Below are 20,708 nucleotides of genomic sequence, written 5' to 3' on the forward strand. Positions count from 1 at the left end.
CCTCCCACCCGGCCGCTTCGCGGCCACCCTCCCTCGGCGAGGGAGGGAGAAGCTGAGCTAATCCATGCTGAACGTCCTCGACACGCCCGACCCCGATTTCATGCAGGAAGAGGAGATCGCCCTCTTCTCCGACAGCGTCGGCAAATGGATCGACGAACATGCGCCGCCGGAGAAGGTCCAGGAATGGATCGCCAACTCCTCGGTGCCGCGCGAGCTGTGGACCCAGGCGGGCGAGGCCGGTCTGCTGGGGCTGTCGATGCCCGAGGAAGACGGCGGCATGGGCGGCGACTATCGCCACGAGGTCGTGCTGATGCGTCAGCTGGGATGGAAGGGTGCCGACCATTTCGGCATCTCGCTGCACAACGCGATCGTCGCCCCCTACATCTGGCACTATGGCACCGCCGAACAGAAGGCGCGCTGGCTGCCCCGACTGGCCTCAGGCGAGCTGGTCGGCGCCATCGCCATGACCGAGCCGGGCGCGGGCTCGGACCTGCAGGGCGTCAAGACCACCGCCATCAAACAGGGCAACCAGTATGTGGTGAACGGGTCCAAGACCTTCATCACCAACGGACAGCTGGCCAACTTCATCATTGTCGTGGCCAAGACCGATCCGGCCGAGGGGGCCAAGGGCACCAGCCTGATCGTGGTCGAGACCGACGGTGCCGAGGGCTTCGAACGGGGCCGTAACCTGCACAAGATCGGCATGGAGGGGAACGACACCTCCGAGCTGTTCTTCAACGACGTCAAGGTGCCGGGCGAGAACATCATCGGCGGCGGCGAGGGCCAGGGCTTCGTCCAGCTGATGCAGCAGCTGCCTCAGGAACGACTGAACATCGCCATCCAGGGCGTGGCTGCCGCCGAGCGCGGACTCAAGGAAACCCTCGACTACGTCAAACAGCGCAAGGCCTTCGGCAAGCGGATCATCGACTTCCAGAACACCCAGTTCAAACTGGCCGAGGTCAAGACCAAGCTGACCGTGGCCAAGGTGTTCGTCGACCACTGCATGGGCCTGCACCTCAAGGGCCAGCTGGACGCCGCCACCGCCTCCATGGCCAAATACTGGGTCACCGACATCCAGGGCGAGGTGCTGGACGAGATGCTGCAGCTGCACGGCGGCTATGGCTATATGAACGAATATCCGATCGCCCAGCTCTACAAGGACGCCCGCGTCCAGCGGATCTATGGCGGCACCAACGAAATCATGAAGGTGCTGATCGCACGGACGCTGTGATGCCCGCCGCCCCATCCTGGATCGCCGGGATGGGGCCTGGACCGGGTGGGTGGAAGCGTGACAACGCGGCGGTCATGGCCTGCTGATCAGGCCGGCAGCGGTCAGTAGGCGAAGTCGCGGTACATCCGGCTGACATCACCCTCCCATTCGCCGTGATAGAGGTCCAGCAGGCGCTCGGCCGGGGTCACGCCGCTGTCGGCAATGTCTTCCAGTTCCGACAGATAGCCGCGCTCGTCCACCATACCGCCGCTGAACCGCGCCCGGTTCTTCAGCCCGCGCTGGGCAATCGTGACCATGTCGACGGCGATGTCGCGCACCGAGCGACCGGCCACCTCGGCCCGCAGGCCCAGGCGGGTCACGTCGCGCCGCAGACGTTCGTGATCGGCGATGTCCCAATCCTTGACCAGATCCCAGGCGGCAGCCAGGGCGGCCCCGTCATAGAGGACCCCGGCCCACAGCGCCTGGAGCGCGCAGATCCGGCTCCACGGCCCGCCGTCGGCCCCGCGCATCTCCAGATAGTTCTTCAGCCGGACCTCGGGGAACAGGGTGGTCAGGTGATCGGCCCAGTCCTTCTTGGTGGCCCGTTCGCCTGGCAGATCGGGCAGACCCTCGGTCATGAAGGTGCGGAACGACTGGCCGGACAGATCGACATAGCGGTCGCCCCGCTTGGCGAAATACATCGGCGTATCCAAGGCATAGTCGGCATAGCGTTCAAAGCCGAAGCCATCCTGAAAGACGAAATCCAGCATGCCCGTGCGGTCGGGATCGGTATCGGTCCAGACATTGGCCCGAGCGGACAGGAAGCCGTTCGGACGACCTTCCGTGAACGGACTACAGGCAAAAAGGGCGGTAGCGATCGGCTGCAGCGCCAGGGCGGTGCGGAACTTCAGCACCATGTCCGCTTCGGATTCGAAGTCCAGGTTGGACTGGATGGTGCAGGTGCGCAGCATCATGTCCAGGCCCAGGCTGCCCTTCTTGGGCATATAGGCACGCATGATGACATAGCGGCCCTTGGGCATGACCGGCACATCCTCGCGCCGCCACATCGGGTCGAAGCCCGCGCCCAGAAAGCCCAGGTTCAGCTGATCGGCGACCTGTTTGACCTCCATCAGGTGCTGGCCGGTCTCGGAGCAAATGTCGTGCACATCCTTCAGCGGCGCGCCGGACAGTTCGAACTGGCCGCCGGGCTCCAGGCTGATCGAGGCGCTCATCCCCTCGCTGTTCCGGCGCTCCAGGGCGATGACGTGCCCCGCTTCCTCGAACGGAGACCAGCCAAAGCGCTGCAGACCCGTCAGCATGGCCAGAATCCCGTTCGGGCCGTCATAGGTCGGACGCCGCAGGGTCGTGCGGTCGAAGCCGAATTTCTCGTGCTCGGCCCCGATGCGCCATTCGGCGCGAGGTTTGATGCCCTTCGACATCGCCGCGATCAGGTCTTCGCGGGAGAGCGGCGGCGCGTCGTTCATGTTTTCAGCCCTGTTGTGGCGGCTAGATGGGAGAGAATTCGCCTGCACTCAAGGGGGAGGCCTGCTCCCCTATCGTTCCCAATCGCCGACCGCGGCCTGCCACAGGGTCAGGGCGGCAACCGCGGCGGTGTCGGCCCGCAGCACGCGCGGCCCCAGAGAGACGGCCGTCGTAAAGGGCAAGGCACGCAGGCGCTCGCGTTCTTGTGGCGAGAACCCACCCTCCGGCCCGATCAGTATGGCCCAAGGCCTACCGGAATCCTCCAGGGCCGACAGCGCCTTCACGACAGGCGCGCCTCCCGTCTCGTCGCAGAACATCAGCCGCCGGCCGGGGTCCCAGCCCTCCAGCACATCCGCCAGCTTGGCCGGATCGTCGATCACAGGCAGGTCCATGCGTCCGGTCTGTTCGGCCGATTCAATCGCGATGGCATCGAGGCGATCCAGACGCAGATGGTGGCCCTGAGTCCGCGCCGTCAGCATCGGGCGGATGTGCCGGACGCCCAGTTCCGTGGCCTTTTCGACGGCGAATTCCATCGCCGATTTCTTGACCACCGCCATCAGCAGATGAACGTCCGGGCCAATGGTCTGTGGCCGGACCTGTGCCTCGGCCTTCAGGACCACACCCTTCTTCAGAATATCGCTGAGGACGCAGCGCCACTCCCCGTCCTGGCCATTGAAGACCAGGACCGCATCGCCGAGCTTCAGCCGCATGACCTGGGTCAGATAGCGCGACTGGTCCAGCGACGGCACCAGGGCGGCACCGGCCGACAAAGGCTGAGGGAGATGAAGGCGGATCATGACTCTGGCCCCCTAGAGCGACAGGCGCAGACCCACGCCCACGGTACGCGGCGTGCCCAGGCTTTCGACGCCCGTCGCGGTCGCGGCGACGGGTACATCCGCGTCGAACACATTGTCCACGGCCAGCCAAAGGCCCGTCACGTCATTCACCCGCCATTCGGCACGCATATCCAGGGTTACCGCCGCTGCCAGCACCCGGCTGTTCAGGTCGTCGTCGAAGCGGCGGCTCTCATATCGGGCAGCGGTCGACAGGACCAGCCGGTCGCTCGCCTGCCAGTCGGCTCCGGCCGTCACGCTCCAGATCGGGGCCTGGGCCGGGCGCAGGCCGGTCAGTTGCGGGGCCGCCGTGCCGCCTTCCAGCCGCGCATCGGTTGCTGACAAGGCGCCGCGCAGCGTCAACCGATCCCCAGGCGTCCAGTCCCCGTTGAGCTCCAGCCCGACCGCCTCGATGGTTCCGGCATTGCGCCGCTGCCGCAGCACCCCGCCAGCGGGCACGAAGCCGGCCCGCGGAAAGGTGCCGGGTCCTTCGCCGATCGTGACATTCACCACTGCATCCTCGATGCGGTTGGCAAAGACCGTGGCTGTCACCCCGCCGCGCGAGCCGGTCCAGGCCAGCTCCGTCTCGATCCCCGTCAGCCGTTCCGGCTCCAGCGCCGCATTGGCCTCCGTCAGGTCATTGCCGACCCGGAACGGGCGATGCAGTTCGTTCAGCGTTGCGGGGCGGAAGGCCGAGTATGCGGCGGCCCGCAGGCTGAATCCTTCGGCCAGGTCGCGGCGCACGGCCAGTCGCGCGCTGGTGACTGTGCCCGAGCGTTCGGGATCGGTCTCGTCCAGGGTCGCGACACCCGTGGCGCGGTCGGTTTCCAGACGACGACCGTCGCGGTTCCGCCAGCCATCCAGGCGAAGCCCGCCTGCTACCAGCCACGGGCCCCGGCTCCATGATCCATCCGCATAGACCCCGGCCCCCTGCGTCGTGCCACCGGCGATCCGGTCGCGTGTGAAGTTGCCGGCGATGAAGCGAAAGCGCTCGCGGGTCTCACCTTCATTGATGCGGGCATCGGCCCCGACTTCCCACTCGATTCGGCCATCGCCCAACGGATGAGCCCGCCGCAGAGCGGCGTTCACCCCCCAGCCCTCGGCCGGTGTCTCGATCTGCTCATTGGCCGCAGTGGTGCCGGAACGGTCGGCCGCGACGGCGACCGAACTGTTGGCCAGATCGCTGCCGCGCCGCCACAACTGGACCCGCCATCCGGCCCGATCCGGCGACGGACGGGCGGCCAGGGTGGCGCTGATCACCGACCCCTTGGCGTTGGCTCGGGCACCCTGCAGGCCCGAGCCCCTGTCTTCCTCATAGACACCGGCCCGCAACGACAGCGTCGCCCCTTGCAGCGGAACGTCTGCCCGCACCGAAGCGGTGCTGGCCGTCAGGTCCAGAGGGGTATCCGCCGGTCCCGCCGCAGGCCCGCGCACCGGCACATGGCCATCCGTCGTCTCATGCCCCGCCGAAAGGACCAGCTGGATCGGCCCCAGAGCGATCGCCGTCGATCCCGCCGCGCGGAAGGTGCCACGCTCAGCGAGCGACAGGTCCAGAACGCCGCCCGCATCGCGTTCTCGCAAGGCGACAGAGCCGGTCAGCGCCCCTGCGCCATACGGGCCGGTCCCGCCCCCGCGGACGACATCGACGCCATCCAGCGATTCGGGCGGGACCTGGGACCAGATGACCCATCCGCCGAACGGATCGTTCAACGGCACTCCGTCCAGGGTGATCAGCGCACGCCCGGCCCCGGATGGGGCGATGGCGCGCAGGGACAGCCCCTGGGTCGTGGGATTGGCCGACAGGCTGGAGGTACGCCTGAACAGCGAGACTGCGGGCACGGCAGCCAGGGCTTCGTCCAGGCGGCGAGCACGGTTCAACGCTTCCGGATCCAGCCGGATCAGGGCAAACGCGCCCTGTCCTGCCGCATCGGGCAAGCGCGCCGCCGTGACGACAATCTCGGCGACGTCGGTGGCGGGATCCTGGATCAGCCGCCTGTCGGGGTGCTGGTCGCCGAAGGCGGTGCGACCGGCGTCGCCTGGGTGGTCGCCTGGCCGGCAGCCCCCTCGACCGGCGCGGCGGCCTCGGCCCCGGTGGCGTCGGTGCCCTCGACAGCAGGCGCTTCACCCGCAGGAGCCGCAGCAGCGCCCGGCTGACGCGCCGGATCGGGCGCGGGGATGGCATAGCCCGTCGAGCCCTGAGCCCGCAGATAGGCGATCAGATTGACCCGCGTCGGGGTGTCGCGCAGGCCAGCGAAGGACATCTTGGTGCCTGCGACATAGCGTTGCGGTGCCGTGATGAACCGGTCGAGCTCGTCATAGGTCCAGACCGGAGCCTCACCCTTATGAGCTGCCATGGCGTCGGAATAGGCGAACCCGGCCGAATGCATGACAGGGCCACCGACCACGCCATAGAGGTTCGGACCGATGCCATTGGCACCGCCCGCATTGATGGTGTGGCAGGCCACGCAGCGCGCGAAGGCCGCTTCACCGGCCGCCAGGTCGGCGACGGGCAGCAGCGTGCCCCAATCCGGCGGCAGCTCGGCTTCGGCGGCACCACCGGCGGCCTCTTCGGGCGCGTCGACGAAATAGCCCATCTTCTCAGGCGGATGAGGCGCAAAGATCGCGCTCGACACCTGCTGCACGACCAGGATGGCGAACGCCGTCCCCAGGCCCGCACCGAAAATCTTGTTCCACTTCAGATCGCCGCTCATGCGCGTGGTCGCATCCCGTCTCTGGAGGCCGCCTGCCAGGGTCGGCGGGCAGCATATTCTTGCGTGGGCGTCTCTTACACGCTAGCGCCGCCTTCGCAACCGGCCCATGGGCGCTTTCAACCGTTCTCGGCGTCGCAGGAAGACCGCACGGCATGACCCCCCTGATCCTGATCCCGGCTCGGATGGCCGCGACCCGCCTGCCCGGCAAGCCCTTGGCCGACATCGGGGGCAGGCCCATGATCGTGCGAGCCTGGCAGCAGGCCTGTGCCTCCGGACTGCCCGTCGCCGTGGCGGCAGGCGATGCCGAAATCGTGTCGGCGATCCAGGCCGCCGGCGGACAGGCCGTCCTGACCGACCCTGATCTGCCATCCGGATCCGATCGGATCCGTGCCGCCGTCGAGGCCATCGACCCGGAGGGTCGCCACGACGCGATCATCAATCTGCAAGGCGACATGCCGTTTGCCGATCCTGGCCTGGCCCTGGCGTGCGCAGCCCTGCTGGAGGCCGAACCCTCCTGCGACATTGCCACCCTGGTCGCGACCGAGAGCGGGCCCTCCGACCGCGCCAATCCCGATGTGGTCAAGGCCGTCCTGGCCCTGGACGAAGTCGCGATGCGCGGCCGAGCCCTCTATTTCACCCGTTCGACCCTTTACGGCGACGCCCCCGTCTGGCGGCACATCGGTCTTTATGGCTATCGGCGGGAGGCGCTGATGCGGTTCTGTGCTGCCCCGCCCTCGCCTCTGGAACGCCGCGAGAAACTGGAACAGTTGCGCGCCTTGGAGATGGGACTGTCGATCTGGGCCGCTGTCATCGATCAGGCCCCGTTGTCGGTCGACAACCCTGCCGATCTTGAAGCGGCGCGGGCCTTGGCGGCATCACGCACCTGATCCCGTCAGGAACGATCATTTGCCCGTCACAGCGTTCGGTGAGAATGTCGGCTCCTCAACCAGGAGCCGATCCAAAATGCTGAAATCTCTCGCCGTTGCGACCGCCATCGCCTTTTTCGCCGTGCCAGCCGTGGCCCAGGACGGTGACGCGCTGATCGCCGAACTGTTCACGGCCTTCGAAGCAGAGTTTCCGAATCTCTCGACCGTCCAGCGTCACAATGCCGGACTGGCCGAGGGTGCCAGCTCGCGGTTCACCTTCAACGCTCGCGCCGGTGTCGAATATACGGTCGTCGGCCTGTGCGACCAGAACTGCACCGATGTCGACCTGGAAGTCTTCTCCGGCTCCACCTCGGTCGGGTCTGACTTCCTGGAAGACGACGTGCCGATCGTGATGTTCACCGCCGAACGCGCCGGAAGCTATACGGTCGAGATCACCATGGCCGCCTGCAGCGCCGCCAACTGCCGTGCCGGAGCCAAGGCCTACGCGGGCTGATCCGAAACGGACACATCAAACCCGTCGACCCACGCCCTCAGCAGGGTGTGGGCGATGGCGAAGGGAGGCGGAGATTTGATGATGGGGTGCGTCCCCGCCAGCACATTGGCCGCCTCTTTTCGTGTGACCCAGGCGACGGCCTCCAGCTCGGTTTGGTCGGGCGTGGCCTGGTCGTCGGTGACCTCGGCGATCAGGCCGATCATCAGTTGTGACGGGAACGGCCAGGGCTGGCTGGAGTGATAGCGAACGGCGCTGACCGTCAGGCCTGCCTCCTCGGCAATTTCGCGGGCGCACGCCTCCTCGATCGTCTCCCCGGGCTCCAGAAACCCGGCCAGGGCCGACATCCGCCCCTGGGGCCAACTGGCCTGACGCCCCAGCAGACAGACGGGTTCGGGGCCACCGCGATAGACTGGCAGCATGATGACCACCGGATCCACCCTGGGAAAATGCTCGGTGCCGCAGGCGGGGCACAGCCGCTTCCAGCCGCCGCACGCGCTGTCGCTGGCCTGACCGCAGGCTGCGCAGAACCCGTGCCGTCCGGCCCAGTCGAACAGGGATTTGGCCGTCCCGGCCATGGCCGCATCCGCGCCGGGCAGCAGGGCCGCCGCCGTCCGCATGTCCTGGAACTGACCCAGCCCCTGGACGGGGCCGCTGGCCGGATCGACCGAACCGCCCAGTTCGACCGCAAAGACGGGCGCCTCCTTCCACAGACCCAGAAACACCTCGCCCCGGGGCGACAGATCCCGCGCATGGGCCAGCGACAGCCAGGCCAGACGCGGCGTCTGCTCTTCTTCGATCAGCGGCGCACCGTTCCACAGCACCATGGCGAGAGCCTCTGGATTGGCCTCCTGCTCCGCCAGCCAGGCCGGATCGTTCCGCCGGTCCCCGGCGCGGTCGAGCGGATTGCCGGCGAAGGTGTTGAGAGCGGGAAGGGGCATGCCATGTCATAGCTCGCCCGCCTCAGGAGCGGGAGACTTGATCTCGTCGCCACCAGCCACGATATAGGGGGTGGAGATCGGTGCGGGCGAAGGCTTCGCCAATCTGGTCAGGGCCGGAAGGCAGCAGCCACAACGAATTCCCCTTCGGGTCGTGCCGGTCTCCACCTTTCCCGACATTTCGCCTGACACCGCCGCCTGCGAGACCACGGTTCGCGCGCTTAGACGGCGTTAACCGGTCGTCGGCATTCTGCCCCTCAGCAAGTTTCGGGCCATGCGCCCATGGGGGACGTCGGTGATCGGTCAAAGGCTGGAGGTCAGGCAGGGGCAGGGGCTGGTCATCACGCCCCAGCTGCAGCAGGCGATCAAGCTGCTGCAACTGTCCAACCTGGAGCTGGAAGCCTTCATCGAGGGCGAGCTGGAGCGCAATCCGTTGCTTCAGCGCGACGACGACGCCCCACCCGAGCCGGTCGATGCGGCCCAGGCCAATGAAGACGCCGGCGAACTGCGGTTTGACACCCCCGTGACCGCCGACGCCGAACGGGCCCTGGATGCCCGGCCGGACGATCTTTACGGCGAGCCGACACCGGGCGAAGCCGCCAGCGACCGGGCCCATGACGGGTCGGGAATTGAGGCCCAGCCCGGCCTCAACGACTGGTCCAGCACCGGCAAGGGCGGCATGGCGCCCGAAGCCGACGGCGCAGAGCGGCCTGACCGCCGCGAGATCACTCTGTGGGAACATCTTCAGGGCCAGGCGTCGTCGGCGGCGATGTCGCCGACCGACCAGGCCATCGCCCTGGCCCTGATCGACGGGGTGGACGAGGGCGGCTACCTGCGCGGGGAGCTGGCCGAGATCGCCGACCGCCTGGGCTGCGATCTGGCGCGCGTCGAGGCCGTGCTGACCGTCTGCCATGGGTTCGAGCCCACCGGCATCATGGCGCGGTCGGTTCCGGAATGCCTGAAGCTGCAGCTGATCGAGCGCAACCGGTTCGATCCGGCCATGGCGGCCCTGCTGGACAACCTCGACCTTCTGGCCAAACGGGACCTGTCGGCCCTGCGAAAGGTCTGCGGTGTCGATGCCGAGGATCTGTCGGACATGATCGCCGAGCTGAAGGGCCTGACGCCCCGGCCGGGCGCGGGGTTTGGCGGCGAGCCGGCCCAGACGGTGATCCCCGACGTGATGGTGCGACCCGATCCGGCCGGGGGCTGGCGGGTCGAGCTGAATGCCGACACCCTGCCCCGCCTTTTGATCGACAAACGCTATCACGGCGTCGTTCAGGCCGGGGCGCGGACCGAGACGGAAAAAGCCTTCGTCGCCGATTGCGCCTCCCAGGCCAGCTGGCTGGTCAAGTCGCTGGACCAGCGGGCCAAGACCATCCTGAAGGTCGCCTCCGAGATCGTCCGCCAGCAGGATGCTTTCCTGGCCTTCGGTGTCGAGTTCCTGCGCCCTCTGAACCTGAAGACGGTGGCCGATGCCATCGGCATGCATGAATCGACCGTCAGCCGGGTCACCTCGAACAAATATGTCGCCACACCGCGCGGGGTGTTCGAGCTGAAATTCTTCTTCACCGCCGCCATCCAGTCCGTCGACGGCCAGTCCAGCCATTCGGCCGAAGCCGTCCGTCACCGGATCAAGTCGATGATCGATGGCGAGGGCCGGGACGGCGATGTCCTTTCCGACGACCGTATCGTCGAGATCCTGAACGAGGCCGGCATCGACATCGCCCGTCGTACCGTCGCCAAATATCGGGAAGCCTTGAGGATTCCCTCCTCGGTCGAACGCAAGCGGATGCTGCGCACGGGGTGATCCCAGGCCTTTGATCGCGCAAGCGTGACCGTCGATTTCAGCGTTCTCCGTTGACACCAAATCAAAGCGGTCGCGTTCTGTCTGCATGCAAGTCCAAGTCAGCGGCAAGCACGTGGATGTCGGCGAAGCGTTAGGCTCGCGCATCTCCCAGGAACTCGAAGAAGGGATCGGCAAATACTTTGATCGCGGAGCCCAGGACGCCGAGGTTTCGGTGTCCAAGGATGGGCACGGGTTCAAGGTAGATTGCTGGGTTCGTCTCGCCTCAGGCCAGGTGATCGTCACCAGCGGTCTTGGCGGTGATGCCCATGCCGCCTTCTCGGAATCGCTGGACAAGCTCGAAAAGCGGGTCCGGCGCTACAAGCGCAGGCTGAAGAACCATCATGCCGGTCCCAAGGGCCTGTCGCCCGAGAAGACCGAAATGGCGGCCGCCGCGGCCGGTATCGGCCGGATGACCATCCTGCGCGATCCCGATTCGGTGGACGACGACGTCTTCGGCGACGCCGGTGCCCCCGACGAACAGGCCCCTGCCGGGATGGTCATCGCCGAGACCGACGTCCGCGTGCGGACCATGACGGTGGGCCAGGCTGTGCTTGAGCTGGACCTGACGGGGTATCCGGTTGTGGTGTTCAAGCACGCCGGGCACGGCGGCACCTCGGTCGTCTATCGCCGGCCTGACGGAAACATCGGCTGGATCGACCCCGAGCGGACGCTGCCGTCGCAGTGACGTCCCAAAGCCGACACGGTTCCGTAAACGGTTCCGGGTCATAATCCTTCCCACAGGTGGGCGTAGCGTCTAGACGACGCGCGCCCACCCTATCGCGTCTGGCGTTGGTGCCTGTGCGTTGCGTTCTGAGTTCGGGGATACCCATGGACATCGCTGACTTGCTGGCTCCTGGCGGGATCCTTCTGCGCTCGGGAGCATCGTCCAAGCGACAGGCGCTTCATGTGCTGGCCGAGGCGGCGGCGCGTAACCTGGGTGTGGATGAACAGACCGTTCTGGACGCCCTGATGGAGCGGGAAGCCCTGGGATCAACCGGCCTGGGAAGCGGCGTCGCCGTGCCCCATGCGCGGCTGGACGGGTTGAACCGCGTCTGTGCCGTATTCGTGCGACTGGATACTCCGGTCAATTTCGGGGCCGTTGATGACCGTCCCGTCGACCTTCTGTTCGGCCTGTTCGCCCCTCCGCGCGATGGGGCAGAGCACCTGCGGGCGCTGGCTGCCGTTTCCCGTGCCCTGCGTGATCCAGAACTGCGCGAAAAGCTTCGCCAGGCCCGGACGGTGGACGCCGTCAGCGCCCTGTTCGTCCGCGAAGCCCCGGCCACAGCAGCCTGATCCCCCTCACTCGGCCAGGAAGCGGTCGACGATCTCGGCAAACCGCTGCGGCTGATCGGCCATGATGAAGTGGCGGCTGTCATCGACCCGGATCAGGGTGACGCCGGCAAGCCCGGCATATTCACGGGCCCACAGACCATCCGCCATGGACGCCGGCGCGCCGCCGTTGTCATCCGCCGCATAGACGGCCCAGACCGGCGTGGTCATCGAGGGCAGGCCGGGGCGCAGATCAGTCAGCATGATCTCGCCAATGGCAGTGGCCAGGGCCTGTCGATCCGACGCCATGGACCATTCCACCATCGCCGCTCTCGTGACGGGATCGATCGCGAGGCCTACCGCACCCTGGGTCTGGGCGGCACGGAAACCCGCGTCGTCGGCTGCACGCATCCCGGCAGAGGCCTGAGCCGCGAACGGGCGGGCGGTGTCCACCGTAACCTGGGGCCCGAACAGGGCGCTGAAGAACGGCAGGCTGTCGACGCTCATCACCCGGCCCACCAGATCCGGTCGCTGCTGGGCCAGCATCAGGGCACTCATCCCGCCCATCGAATGGCCGATGACAGCGGGTCGATCCAGACCGGCCTGCTGGATATAGGTGGCCAGAGCATCGATCACGGGCTGGACGAAGGGGCCGTCGCCGTGAACCCAAGGCTCACCCGCAAATCCGGCCAGTTGCACCATGTGGACCCGGTGAGTGGCTGACAGGCGGGTGGCCTCCCTGCGCCACACCTCCCGCGAGGATGCGAAACCGGGGATGAGGACCACGTCAGGTCCCACCCCGATGACTTCGACGGAAAGACGATCCGATGCAAAGGCCTGGGATGCAGACGTCTGCGCCGGTTGGGCCCGGGCGATGCCGGCGACGGCTCCGGCAGCGAGGATCAGGGCCGAGGCGATGAACAGGGCGCGCGCGGTCGAGCGCCCGATGTGGCGGGGATAGAGCATGATGATTTCCTGTTGCGTTCTAAGGACGTCAGCCGATGGGCTGACGCTCAGGCATGGGGGTTGTCGAAGATGTCCTCGACCGGTCGTCCGAACAGCACCGCGATGCGATAGGCCAAGTCCAGCGACGGGTCGTGCTTCTCGGTCTCCAGGGCGTTGACGGCCTGGCGGGAGACACCCAGGGCGTCACCCAGCTGCTGCTGGGTCCAGCCCTTTTCAGTGCGAAGCAGTTTGAGTGTGTTCTTCATCAGCGTTCGTAACGCACGACCATCGCGACCAGGCCGAACATGGCCCAGAACAGCGGATAGATGATCCAGGCCGGGACGTGCGGGGCGCCCGCAAAGCTTTCGCCAAAGCCCCAGGCCGTCGCGATCGCCATGGCCAGTCCCGCAGCCAGGATGAACTGTTTGGCGAAGATGCCGCGAATATACTCATCGCTGTCGCGCATCATGGCCAGGGTGGCCCAGAGTTGCCCGGCGACGGGAGCCGAGACGGCCAGGGCCAGAAGCCAGGCGGCTGGCTTTCCCTGAATATCGTCGAAGGCACCAAAGATGGCCCCGATGTTGATGGCCATATAGCCGGTCATGAAGGCAGTGGTACGAATGACGTAGCGACGACCGGCTGGCGTAGGAAGATTCTGAGTGATGCGCATGAGAAAGCCCCTCTATGTAAGGCTGACCTTACACCCCTCCGGTGTCATGTCAACATGACTTTTTGTCAGCCCAGCCTTACGCAGCAGTCTGCGTCCGTCGCAGATCCTGCGGCCTTCATCCTGGCCAACACCCGCCACCAGGCTGTGCCCCACGCGCCGGAGATCGGTCTGTGGCTGGCCGATGAGGTGACGCCGCTGTGGCGGCTGACGGAGGAGGCATTGGGGGAACTGGGGGTGGCTCCCCCCTTCTGGGCGTTCGCCTGGGCGGGCGGGCAGGGACTGGCGCGCTGGCTCCTGGACAATCCGCAGGAGGTCGCCGGGCGGACCGTGCTCGACTTTGCCGCCGGCTCTGGCCTTGTCGGGATCGCGGCAATGAAGGCGGGTGCCGCGCAATGCCTGTGCGCCGACATTGACCCTTTCTGTCAGGCGGCCATCGGGCTGAATGCACAGGCAAACGGTGTCCAGCTGGACTTCACCGCCGACGACCTGTTGCAGGCGGCCCCGCCTCAGGTCGACGTGATCTGTGCGGGGGACGTCTTTTACGAACAGCCGATGTCAGGACGCGTGCTGGACTGGCTGAGACAGGCGGACGCTCAAGGCTCTCGCGTTCTGGTCGGAGACCCGATGCGAACCTATTTCCCACGCACCGGCTTCGCCCTTCTGGCCGAGTATGCCGTGCCCACGACGCGAGAACTGGAAGACCAGGAGATCAAGCGGACGCGGGTGTGGGCCCTGTCTCGAGATGGGTAGGCCGCTCAGGCAGCCTTGCGCCAGCGGAACCAGACCACGGGCGCGGTGATCGCCAGCAGGATCGCATTGGTGACGGCGGGACCCGCATCCATACCCATCAGGTGCACCAGCAGCATGACGGTCTCCAGCCCCATCAGACCCACGGCAGCCGTGACCAGCAGAGGCCGACCAATGCGCCATGACAGCAGCGGGCTGAGGACCATGATGGCCAGTACGACCTCAGCCAGACCCAGGCCCCGCACCAGATTCTCACTGGCCAGGGCGGGCCAGGACATCAGCTCGATCAGCATCGGCATCGGCTCGGTCAGCTTGGCGTAGCCGGCACCGATGAAGAACATCGCCAACCAGCCCTGGAAGGTCCACAGCGTGAGGTTCAGACGGTCACGGGACTGGCGGGCGCGGGCGGGTGAGACGGTGATGCTGGACATGGACACCGGGCGGGGAAGAGGAGGATAATTGGTAACAGACACTAGATCAGATCGAGCGGAGGGTTCCGCAAGGGGTCTCTGACACTCACGCTAGGCGAAGGAGATGAAGAAGCTGTGCCGTGGGGTCGTGACCACAGCGTGGCCGTATGCATACAGATCGGTAATCCGGGGCCGGACGGCCTCGAAGGCGTTATGGCACAGGTTCCGGCCAAAGTCATCAATCGAAGACATCAGCTGATGACTTATTGTTTCGACCAGGTCGGTGCCCGCCTGGAAGACGCGCTGTCGCGAGCAGTCCCGACAGGCGGTCCCCTCTTTTTTCGCGCGGCTATTCAGCCGTCAAACGGCCCTGCCAAGGCGATGCGGCCGGCCTCGATCCGGGACAGCTTGCTCTGGAAGAGCGACCAGTCGTCGTCTTCGTCGATTGCCTTCCAGATCGCCTCGACCTGATCGATCAGCAGTTCGACGGGCTCGGGTTCCGAAAAGACCGGATCGGCCAGCCGTTCGGGCCGGTCCGGTTCATGCTCGAACAGAGCAAAGCGGAAGGCGTCAAAGGCCTCGCCCTGATAGAGGCGCGCGCGGGGCCCGGAGAGCGCCCTGGCCGATGAGGCGAAGCCACCGAACCAGTCGTGGAACAGCGGCTCCCACCGCAGGTCTGCCCCGCCCTGACGCAACAGGGCCAGCGTCGTATCCAGCAGGCGCTGATCGGCGGCCTCGCCCAGGCTTTGCACGCCCAGACGCTCCAGGAATGCCGCACGCAGTTCGCGGATATAGGCCGGGCCGAAACCGTTCAGAGCTGCCGTCAGGGGCTCGGCATCGGCCACCAGCTTCAGCGCCCCCGCCAGCTGCGTCAGGTTCCAGAACACCGCCTCTGGCTGACGGGAGAAGGCATAGAGGCCGAACTGGTCGAAATAGGCCGCGGTGAACCCGGGCTCATAGAGCGGCAGAAACCGCCAGGGGCCATAGTCGAAGCTTTCACCCGTGACGTTCAGGTTGTCGGTGTTCAGGACCCCGTGGACAAATCCGGCTGCAATCCATCGCGCCGTCAGACGCGCGGATGCCTGGACGATCGCCGACAGGAGCCCGGGCACGTCTCCCCCGGCCACATGAGGATGGTAGAGGGCCCGGACGTGCTCTGTCAGGGTCTCGATCATGTCGGTACGCCTAAAATAGGCGGCCCGCTGGAACGTCCCGAACCGGATATGGCTGTGCGACAGCCGCACCAGAACGGCGGATCGCGTTGGCGACGGCTCGTCGCCGCGCTCTAAGGCCTCGCCGGTCTCGATCAGGCTGAAGGCTCGGCTGGTGGGCACCCCCTGGGCTTCCAGCATGGTGGCCGCCAGGACTTCGCGCACCCCGCCCTTGAGCGTCAGGCGACCGTCGCCACCGCGCGACCAAGGCGTCGTCCCCGACCCCTTGGTGCCCAGATCAAGGAGGCGCAGCTCTTTCTCGTGTGCCGGACGGCCTGAGACCTCACGCGCCTGTGCGGCCAGGAAGCCGCGACCGTCGCCCAGATCGGCGTTATACTGGCGGAACTGATGGCCGTGGTATCGCATGGCGATCGGACCGGGCTGGCCCGGCAGGGGCACGAACCGGCCGAAATGCGCGATCCATTCCGCGTCATCCAGGGCCTCCAATCCCACGCTGGCCGCCGCCCGGTCGTTGCGGAACCTCAAGGTGGCCTGGGGGAAGGCGGCCGCCTGAACCGGATCTCCGAAATCGGGCCCCAGGGCGGCGAAGCGAGGATCGGGGCGATAGGCGGGCGAAATGGGCATGCCGTGGCAAATGCGTCCTGAAAGCCCCCGCCGCAACCGTCCCGGCGGCGGTTGAACCTGCCGCGCCAATCCTTATGATCGCAAACAGACATCAGGTCGGGGCCTTCCCGATCAGGCTGGCGCGCCTCAGTGAGGCCGAATCCAGTCCGGCGTCCGTCGATAACCTGACGCCACGACAGTCCTTTCAAGATTTCGGAGGCCGCCGTGGCTCGCAAACTGACGCTCGACTTCCTTAAGACCGAGGCCGCCTCTGGTGCCGTGCTGGGTCTGGCGGCCCTGTCGGCCCTGATCGTCGCCAATTCGCCCCTGGCCGAGGCCTATTTCAGCTGGCTGAAGGGCGTGCATCCCCTTCAGGTCGGTCCTCTGTTCCTGTCCATGTCGATCTCCGACTGGATCAAGGAAGGGCTGATGGCGATCTTCTTCCTCGTCGTCGGGCTGGAGATCAAATACGAGATTCTGAAGGGCGAACTCAGCGACCCCCGCAAGCTGATGACACCGGTCCTGGCGGCGCTGGGCGGCATGTTGGCTCCGGCCGCCGTCTATCTGGCGATCGCCAGTGCATTGGGCGGGCCCCAGAACGGCTGGCCGATCCCGCTGGCCACCGACATCGCCTTTGCCCTGGCGGTTTTTGCCATGGTCGGACGCGGTCTGCCGCCGTCGCTCAGGGTGTTCTTGCTGACGCTGGCCATCGTTGACGACCTGGGTGCCATTGCCCTGATCGCTATTCTTTTCAGCCAGGGCGTCGCCCCTGGCCCGCTGCTGTGGGTCGCCGGACTGCTGATCGTCGGAGCGGTGCTTTCGCGCCGCCGGATTGCGGCTCCGTTCTGGGTGCTGGGTTTCGGGGCGGTCTGGTATCTGACGATCCAGTCGGGGCTCAGCACCTCTCTCACCGCCGTGGCCTTTGCCCTGATCGTGCCCGTCGGCCACCGTGCCGACGACCGGCAAAGCCCGTTGAAGGAGGCGATGCACGACCTGCATCCCTATGTCGCCTATCTGGTCCTGCCGCTGTTCGCCTTCGCCAAGGCCGGGGTATCGTTCGCGGGCCTGGGCTGGGAACAGGCCTTCGCGCCCCTGGTGATCGGCATCGCCCTGGGCCTGTTCCTGGGCAAGCCCATTGGGGTGATGGGGGCGGCGTGGCTGGCCTCGGCCCTGAAGATCGGCAAGCGGCCAACCGACGCGTCCTGGCTGCAGTTGCTCGGCGTCAGCCTTCTGTGCGGCGTCGGCTTCACCATGAGCCTGTTCATTGGCACCCTGGCCTTCCCCGGCGCGATCGACTCGGTCGTCCAGGTGGAGGTCAAGCTCGGCGTCCTGGGCGGGTCGTTCCTGTCGGCAGTCGGGGCTGCGGTGGTTCTCGCCGCGGCAGGGCGGATCAGGCGCAAGGAATTGGCCGAAGAAGCATCGTCTACTGGCGTTCACTAGCTGAATATTGACGTAAGGTCATCGATTTCTGTCGCTTTTGCGTCACAGTGAGGGCGGCGGCGGGGCATATAAACGGCATTCACCTTCGCGGCTTCTTGTCGCTGGTGACGCGTTGGACTACCCCAAAGGTTCGGATACCTGCCGCCCCTTCAAGAAGGGCGGGGGTCTGGGAACAGGAAACGCCACGACCGTCTGTCGACGGTCGGGCCATGCGCCGGGAGCCGTCATGCGCTTTACCAACCGTCTTCGTTACACTGCCTCGGCCCTCGTGGTCGGTGCCGTCGCCTTTGGTTTCGCCGGGGCCGCCTCGGCTCAGGACCAGGAAGCCACCACGGTCGACGATCTGATCGTCACCGCGCAGAAGCGTGAGCAGAACCTGCAGGACGTGCCGATCGTGGTTACGTCCCTCTCGCAGGAAACCCTGCAGGACGCCGGCGTCCGCGACATCAAGGACCTGCAGATCCTGACCCCCGGCATGACGGTGACCTCGACCTCGTCGGAAGCCTCGACCACCGCCCGTATCCGCGGCGTGGGTACCGTGGGTGACAACCCCGGCCTGGAAAGCTCGGTCGGCGTCGTGATCGACGGCGTCTATCGCTCGCGCAACTCGGTCGGCTTCGGCGACCTGGGCGAGATCGGCCGCATCGAAGTGCTGAAGGGCCCGCAGGGCACGCTGTTCGGCAAGAACACCTCGGCCGGCGTGATCAACATCATCACCGAGGCCCCGTCGTTCACGCCCGAGTATAATTTCGAACTCGGCGTCTCGAACTATGGCGGCTATGGCGCTGCCGGATCGGTCAGCGGCCCGCTGTCCGACACCCTGGCCTTCCGCCTGTACGGCGCCCGCCGTGTTCGCGAGGGCTTCTATGAGGTCAACACCGGCGACGGTCCGCGTCAGGAAACCGACGACCAGAACCAGGACTTCCACACCGCCCGCGCCCAGCTGCTGTGGCTGCCCAGCGACACGGCATCGGTCCGCATCATCGCCGACTACAGCGAGCGGAACGAATACTGCTGCGTCGGCGTGCAGATCCGCACCGGCCCGACCTATAACTTCATCGATCCGCTGTCGAACGGCACGGGCCAGCGTCCTCCGGCTCCCGGCTTCGCCGCCCTGCCCTTCTCGCGCACGGCCTTCGCCAACCGCGCCACGGGCCAGGGCATCGAGGACATGGGCCTGTCGGTCGAAGCCAACATCGACCTGCCGGGCATGTTCGGTGGTGCGACCCTGACCTCCGTCACCTCGTGGCGTGACTGGTCGACCGAACTGGGTCAGGACATCGACTATACCGGTGCCGACATCGCCTATCGCGTCCAGGACGAAGAGAACGGCTACAGCGTTGAAAACCTGACCCAGGAATTCCGTCTGGCCGGTCAGAACGACCGCTTCGACTGGCTGGTCGGCCTGTTCGCGACCTCGGAAGACATCACCCGTAACGACACCTGGTACTTCGGTGCCGACTACACCCCCTATATCTCCTTCCTGCTGACGGCGAGCCTGAACGCGGCCACCGCCGGCCTCCCGACGCCTCCGGGTGCGATCCCGATCAACCCGGGCCGCATCGGCTGTTTCACGGCCACGGGTCAGACCGCTGCGGGTCTGCAGGGCTGCCTTTACGGTGCGGTTCCGGCCACCGGTCAGGGCTTCACGGTCGGCCAGGGCTATGCCGACACCTATGACCAGGAATCGACCTCCTACGCCATCTTCACCAACAACACCTGGCACGTCACCGAACAGTTCGATCTGACGCTGGGCCTGCGTTACACCATGGACGACAAGTCCCTGGACGGACTGCAGGACAATGTCGGCACCAATGGCGCGGCCTGTACGGCGGCTCAACTGAATGCTGGTGCAATCGGCGGCGCTCTCGGCCCGACCCAAGTCGGCGGCATCCTGGGGGCGATCTGTCTGCCCTTCGCCAACAGCGCCTTCAACAACCGCGCGGTCAACGAAAGCTTCGACGACAGCGAACTCAGCGGCACGATCAAGGCCTCCTATCGCCTGAACCCGTCCTTCCTGTTCTATGCGTCGTATGCTCGCGGCTATAAGAGCTTCGGCTACAATCTGGACCGCGTGCACCGCACTGGCACCATCACCCCGGTGTCGTCGCTGTTCTTCCCGTCCGAGACGGTCGACAGCTATGAAGCCGGCGTGAAGATGACGCTGCTGGACCGCACCCTGCTGCTGAACGCCACCTACTTCGATCAGACGTTCGAAAACTTCCAGCTGAACACCTTCAACGGCGTGGGCTTCACGGTCGAGCCGATCCCGGAACTGACCTCGCGCGGCATCGATGCCGACATGGTCTGGTTCACCCCGGTCGAGGGTCTGAGCCTGCAGGGTGGTCTGACCTATACCGACGCCAAGTACGGCGAGTTCACGGCCGCCGATCTGGTGGATCCGAACAACTTCCCCGCCGCCTCGCTTCTGCCGGGCAGCCGTCCGTCGTTCGCGCCGGAATGGTCGGGGTCGCTGTCGATCAACTTCGATCGCAGCCTGGGCAACGGTCTGCGCGGCGGCTTCAGCCTGGCGGCCAAGTATATGTCCGACTACAACACCGGTTCGGACCTGCTGCCCTTCAAGCAGCAGGACGCCTTCACCACGGTGAACGGCCGGATCGTCATCGGCACCGAGGACGAGCGCTGGACCTGGGAGTTCTGGGCCCAGAACCTGACCGACGAAGAATACATCCAGGTCGGCTTCAACGCCCCTCTGCAGGGCACGGCCTTCCAGTCCACGGTTCAGCCGGACGGGACCTTCTATAGCCCGGCCCGCGACACCCAGACCTACAACGCCTTCCTGGGCCAGCCGCGGACCTTCGGCGCAACCCTGCGCTTCCGCTACTGATCGCAGGGCCCCTCGGGGTCAGGCAGTCGTAAAATGCAGCCGGCCGGGGGAAACCCCGGCCGGTTTTGCTTTTGGGTCACCCGGCGATGGGCGATGGACGGGAGGAGAAAGGCCGCTATAGCCCCGCGTGTCTATCCTGCGTGCAGTAACCGCCTGCGGTCGAACGGCTGCTGTCAGGAAGCCGGAATGCCGGCCAAAGGCCATGGC

General features: G+C 66.3%; 20 protein-coding genes and 1 other RNA gene. 10 read left to right on the forward strand and 11 right to left on the reverse strand.

Going from position 1 to position 20,708, the window contains the following annotated elements:
• Positions 1-64: 64 nt before the first annotated feature.
• A complete protein-coding gene (locus JIP62_RS08265) occupies positions 65-1,231 on the forward strand; it encodes an acyl-CoA dehydrogenase family protein (RefSeq protein WP_407932715.1) in 1,167 nt (388 codons plus the stop codon).
• A 101-nt stretch (positions 1,232-1,332) separates the two neighbouring features.
• Here the strand turns inward: JIP62_RS08265 and JIP62_RS08270 are convergent, their stop codons facing one another.
• The 4 genes from JIP62_RS08270 to JIP62_RS08285 all read right to left on the reverse strand — a co-directional run bounded on the left by JIP62_RS08270 (position 1,333) and on the right by JIP62_RS08285 (position 6,236).
• Positions 1,333-2,694: a glutamate--cysteine ligase gene (locus JIP62_RS08270; protein WP_201101691.1), complete on the reverse strand. Its 1,362-nt coding sequence runs from the start codon at positions 2,692-2,694 to the stop codon at positions 1,333-1,335.
• 69 nt (positions 2,695-2,763) lie between these two features.
• A complete protein-coding gene (locus JIP62_RS08275) occupies positions 2,764-3,489 on the reverse strand; it encodes a 16S rRNA (uracil(1498)-N(3))-methyltransferase (protein WP_201101693.1) in 726 nt (241 codons plus the stop codon).
• Between the two features lie 12 nt (positions 3,490-3,501).
• The gene (locus JIP62_RS08280; RefSeq protein WP_230974695.1) at positions 3,502-5,460 is read right to left on the reverse strand and encodes a TonB-dependent receptor; all 1,959 of its coding nucleotides are present in this window, start codon (positions 5,458-5,460) and stop codon (positions 3,502-3,504) included.
• Positions 5,461-5,510: 50 nt separating this feature from the next.
• Positions 5,511-6,236 (reverse strand): c-type cytochrome, encoded by a 726-nt coding sequence (locus tag JIP62_RS08285; protein ID WP_201101695.1) that lies wholly within the window; start codon positions 6,234-6,236, stop codon positions 5,511-5,513.
• Positions 6,237-6,388: 152 nt separating this feature from the next.
• Here JIP62_RS08285 and JIP62_RS08290 point away from each other — a divergent pair, with 152 nt between their 5' ends.
• Positions 6,389-7,123 carry a 3-deoxy-manno-octulosonate cytidylyltransferase gene (locus tag JIP62_RS08290; protein ID WP_201101696.1) on the forward strand — a complete coding sequence of 245 codons (735 nt, stop codon included), beginning with the start codon at positions 6,389-6,391 and terminating at the stop codon, positions 7,121-7,123.
• A 76-nt stretch (positions 7,124-7,199) separates the two neighbouring features.
• Positions 7,200-7,616, forward strand: a complete 417-nt coding sequence (locus JIP62_RS08295; protein WP_201101698.1) for a hypothetical protein — start codon at positions 7,200-7,202, stop codon at positions 7,614-7,616.
• Here the strand turns inward: JIP62_RS08295 and nudC are convergent.
• The gene (nudC, locus tag JIP62_RS08300) at positions 7,604-8,554 is read right to left on the reverse strand and encodes an NAD(+) diphosphatase (RefSeq protein WP_201101700.1); all 951 of its coding nucleotides are present in this window, start codon (positions 8,552-8,554) and stop codon (positions 7,604-7,606) included. The two genes, JIP62_RS08295 and nudC, sit on opposite strands and share 13 nt — an antisense overlap.
• 69 nt (positions 8,555-8,623) lie before the next feature.
• Here nudC and ffs point away from each other — a divergent pair.
• The 4 genes from ffs (at position 8,624) to ptsN (ending at position 11,690) form a co-directional block, all read left to right on the forward strand.
• Positions 8,624-8,723, forward strand: an RNA gene (gene ffs / locus JIP62_RS08305) — signal recognition particle sRNA small type.
• Between the two features lie 102 nt (positions 8,724-8,825).
• Positions 8,826-10,358: an RNA polymerase factor sigma-54 gene (gene rpoN / locus JIP62_RS08310; protein WP_201101702.1), complete on the forward strand. Its 1,533-nt coding sequence runs from the start codon at positions 8,826-8,828 to the stop codon at positions 10,356-10,358.
• Between the two features lie 85 nt (positions 10,359-10,443).
• Complete coding sequence (gene hpf / locus JIP62_RS08315; RefSeq protein ID WP_201101704.1) at positions 10,444-11,082, forward strand: ribosome hibernation-promoting factor, HPF/YfiA family; 639 nt, start codon at positions 10,444-10,446, stop codon at positions 11,080-11,082.
• A 143-nt stretch (positions 11,083-11,225) separates the two neighbouring features.
• Positions 11,226-11,690, forward strand: a complete 465-nt coding sequence (ptsN, locus tag JIP62_RS08320; RefSeq protein ID WP_201101705.1) for a PTS IIA-like nitrogen regulatory protein PtsN — start codon at positions 11,226-11,228, stop codon at positions 11,688-11,690.
• Positions 11,691-11,696: 6 nt separating this feature from the next.
• Here the strand turns inward: ptsN and JIP62_RS08325 are convergent, their stop codons facing one another.
• Genes JIP62_RS08325 through JIP62_RS08335 form a run of 3 tightly spaced genes read right to left on the reverse strand, consistent with a single transcriptional unit; the run spans position 11,697 to position 13,281 of the window.
• Positions 11,697-12,632, reverse strand: a complete 936-nt coding sequence (locus JIP62_RS08325) for an alpha/beta fold hydrolase (protein ID WP_201101707.1) — start codon at positions 12,630-12,632, stop codon at positions 11,697-11,699.
• 47 nt (positions 12,633-12,679) lie between these two features.
• Complete coding sequence (locus JIP62_RS08330) at positions 12,680-12,877, reverse strand: helix-turn-helix transcriptional regulator (RefSeq protein ID WP_201101709.1); 198 nt, start codon at positions 12,875-12,877, stop codon at positions 12,680-12,682.
• Positions 12,877-13,281: a hypothetical protein gene (locus tag JIP62_RS08335; RefSeq protein ID WP_201101711.1), complete on the reverse strand. Its 405-nt coding sequence runs from the start codon at positions 13,279-13,281 to the stop codon at positions 12,877-12,879. Before JIP62_RS08335 ends, JIP62_RS08330 begins: the two co-directional genes overlap by 1 nt.
• Positions 13,282-13,335: 54 nt before the next feature.
• Here JIP62_RS08335 and JIP62_RS08340 point away from each other — a divergent pair, with 54 nt between their 5' ends.
• Positions 13,336-14,031: a class I SAM-dependent methyltransferase gene (locus JIP62_RS08340; protein WP_201101713.1), complete on the forward strand. Its 696-nt coding sequence runs from the start codon at positions 13,336-13,338 to the stop codon at positions 14,029-14,031.
• A 5-nt stretch (positions 14,032-14,036) separates the two neighbouring features.
• On the opposite strand, the gene JIP62_RS08345 is transcribed toward JIP62_RS08340, so the two are convergent.
• The 3 genes from JIP62_RS08345 to JIP62_RS08355 all read right to left on the reverse strand — a co-directional run bounded on the left by JIP62_RS08345 (position 14,037) and on the right by JIP62_RS08355 (position 16,234).
• Positions 14,037-14,459 (reverse strand): DoxX family protein, encoded by a 423-nt coding sequence (locus JIP62_RS08345; RefSeq protein WP_201101715.1) that lies wholly within the window; start codon positions 14,457-14,459, stop codon positions 14,037-14,039.
• A 90-nt stretch (positions 14,460-14,549) separates the two neighbouring features.
• Entirely contained in the window at positions 14,550-14,690 is a 141-nt protein-coding gene (locus JIP62_RS08350) for a hypothetical protein (protein ID WP_201101717.1), read from the reverse strand.
• Between the two features lie 101 nt (positions 14,691-14,791).
• Complete coding sequence (locus JIP62_RS08355; RefSeq protein WP_201101719.1) at positions 14,792-16,234, reverse strand: protein adenylyltransferase SelO; 1,443 nt, start codon at positions 16,232-16,234, stop codon at positions 14,792-14,794.
• Between the two features lie 204 nt (positions 16,235-16,438).
• On the opposite strand from JIP62_RS08355, the gene nhaA reads away from it, so the two are divergent.
• Positions 16,439-17,653 carry a Na+/H+ antiporter NhaA gene (gene nhaA / locus JIP62_RS08360; RefSeq protein WP_201101720.1) on the forward strand — a complete coding sequence of 405 codons (1,215 nt, stop codon included), beginning with the start codon at positions 16,439-16,441 and terminating at the stop codon, positions 17,651-17,653.
• A gap of 226 nt (positions 17,654-17,879) precedes the next feature.
• The gene (locus JIP62_RS08365; protein WP_201101728.1) at positions 17,880-20,501 is read left to right on the forward strand and encodes a TonB-dependent receptor; all 2,622 of its coding nucleotides are present in this window, start codon (positions 17,880-17,882) and stop codon (positions 20,499-20,501) included.
• The last annotated feature ends 207 nt before the right edge of the window (positions 20,502-20,708 follow it).

This window comes from Brevundimonas vitisensis (assembly GCF_016656965.1).
Classification (GTDB): domain Bacteria; phylum Pseudomonadota; class Alphaproteobacteria; order Caulobacterales; family Caulobacteraceae; genus Brevundimonas; species Brevundimonas vitisensis.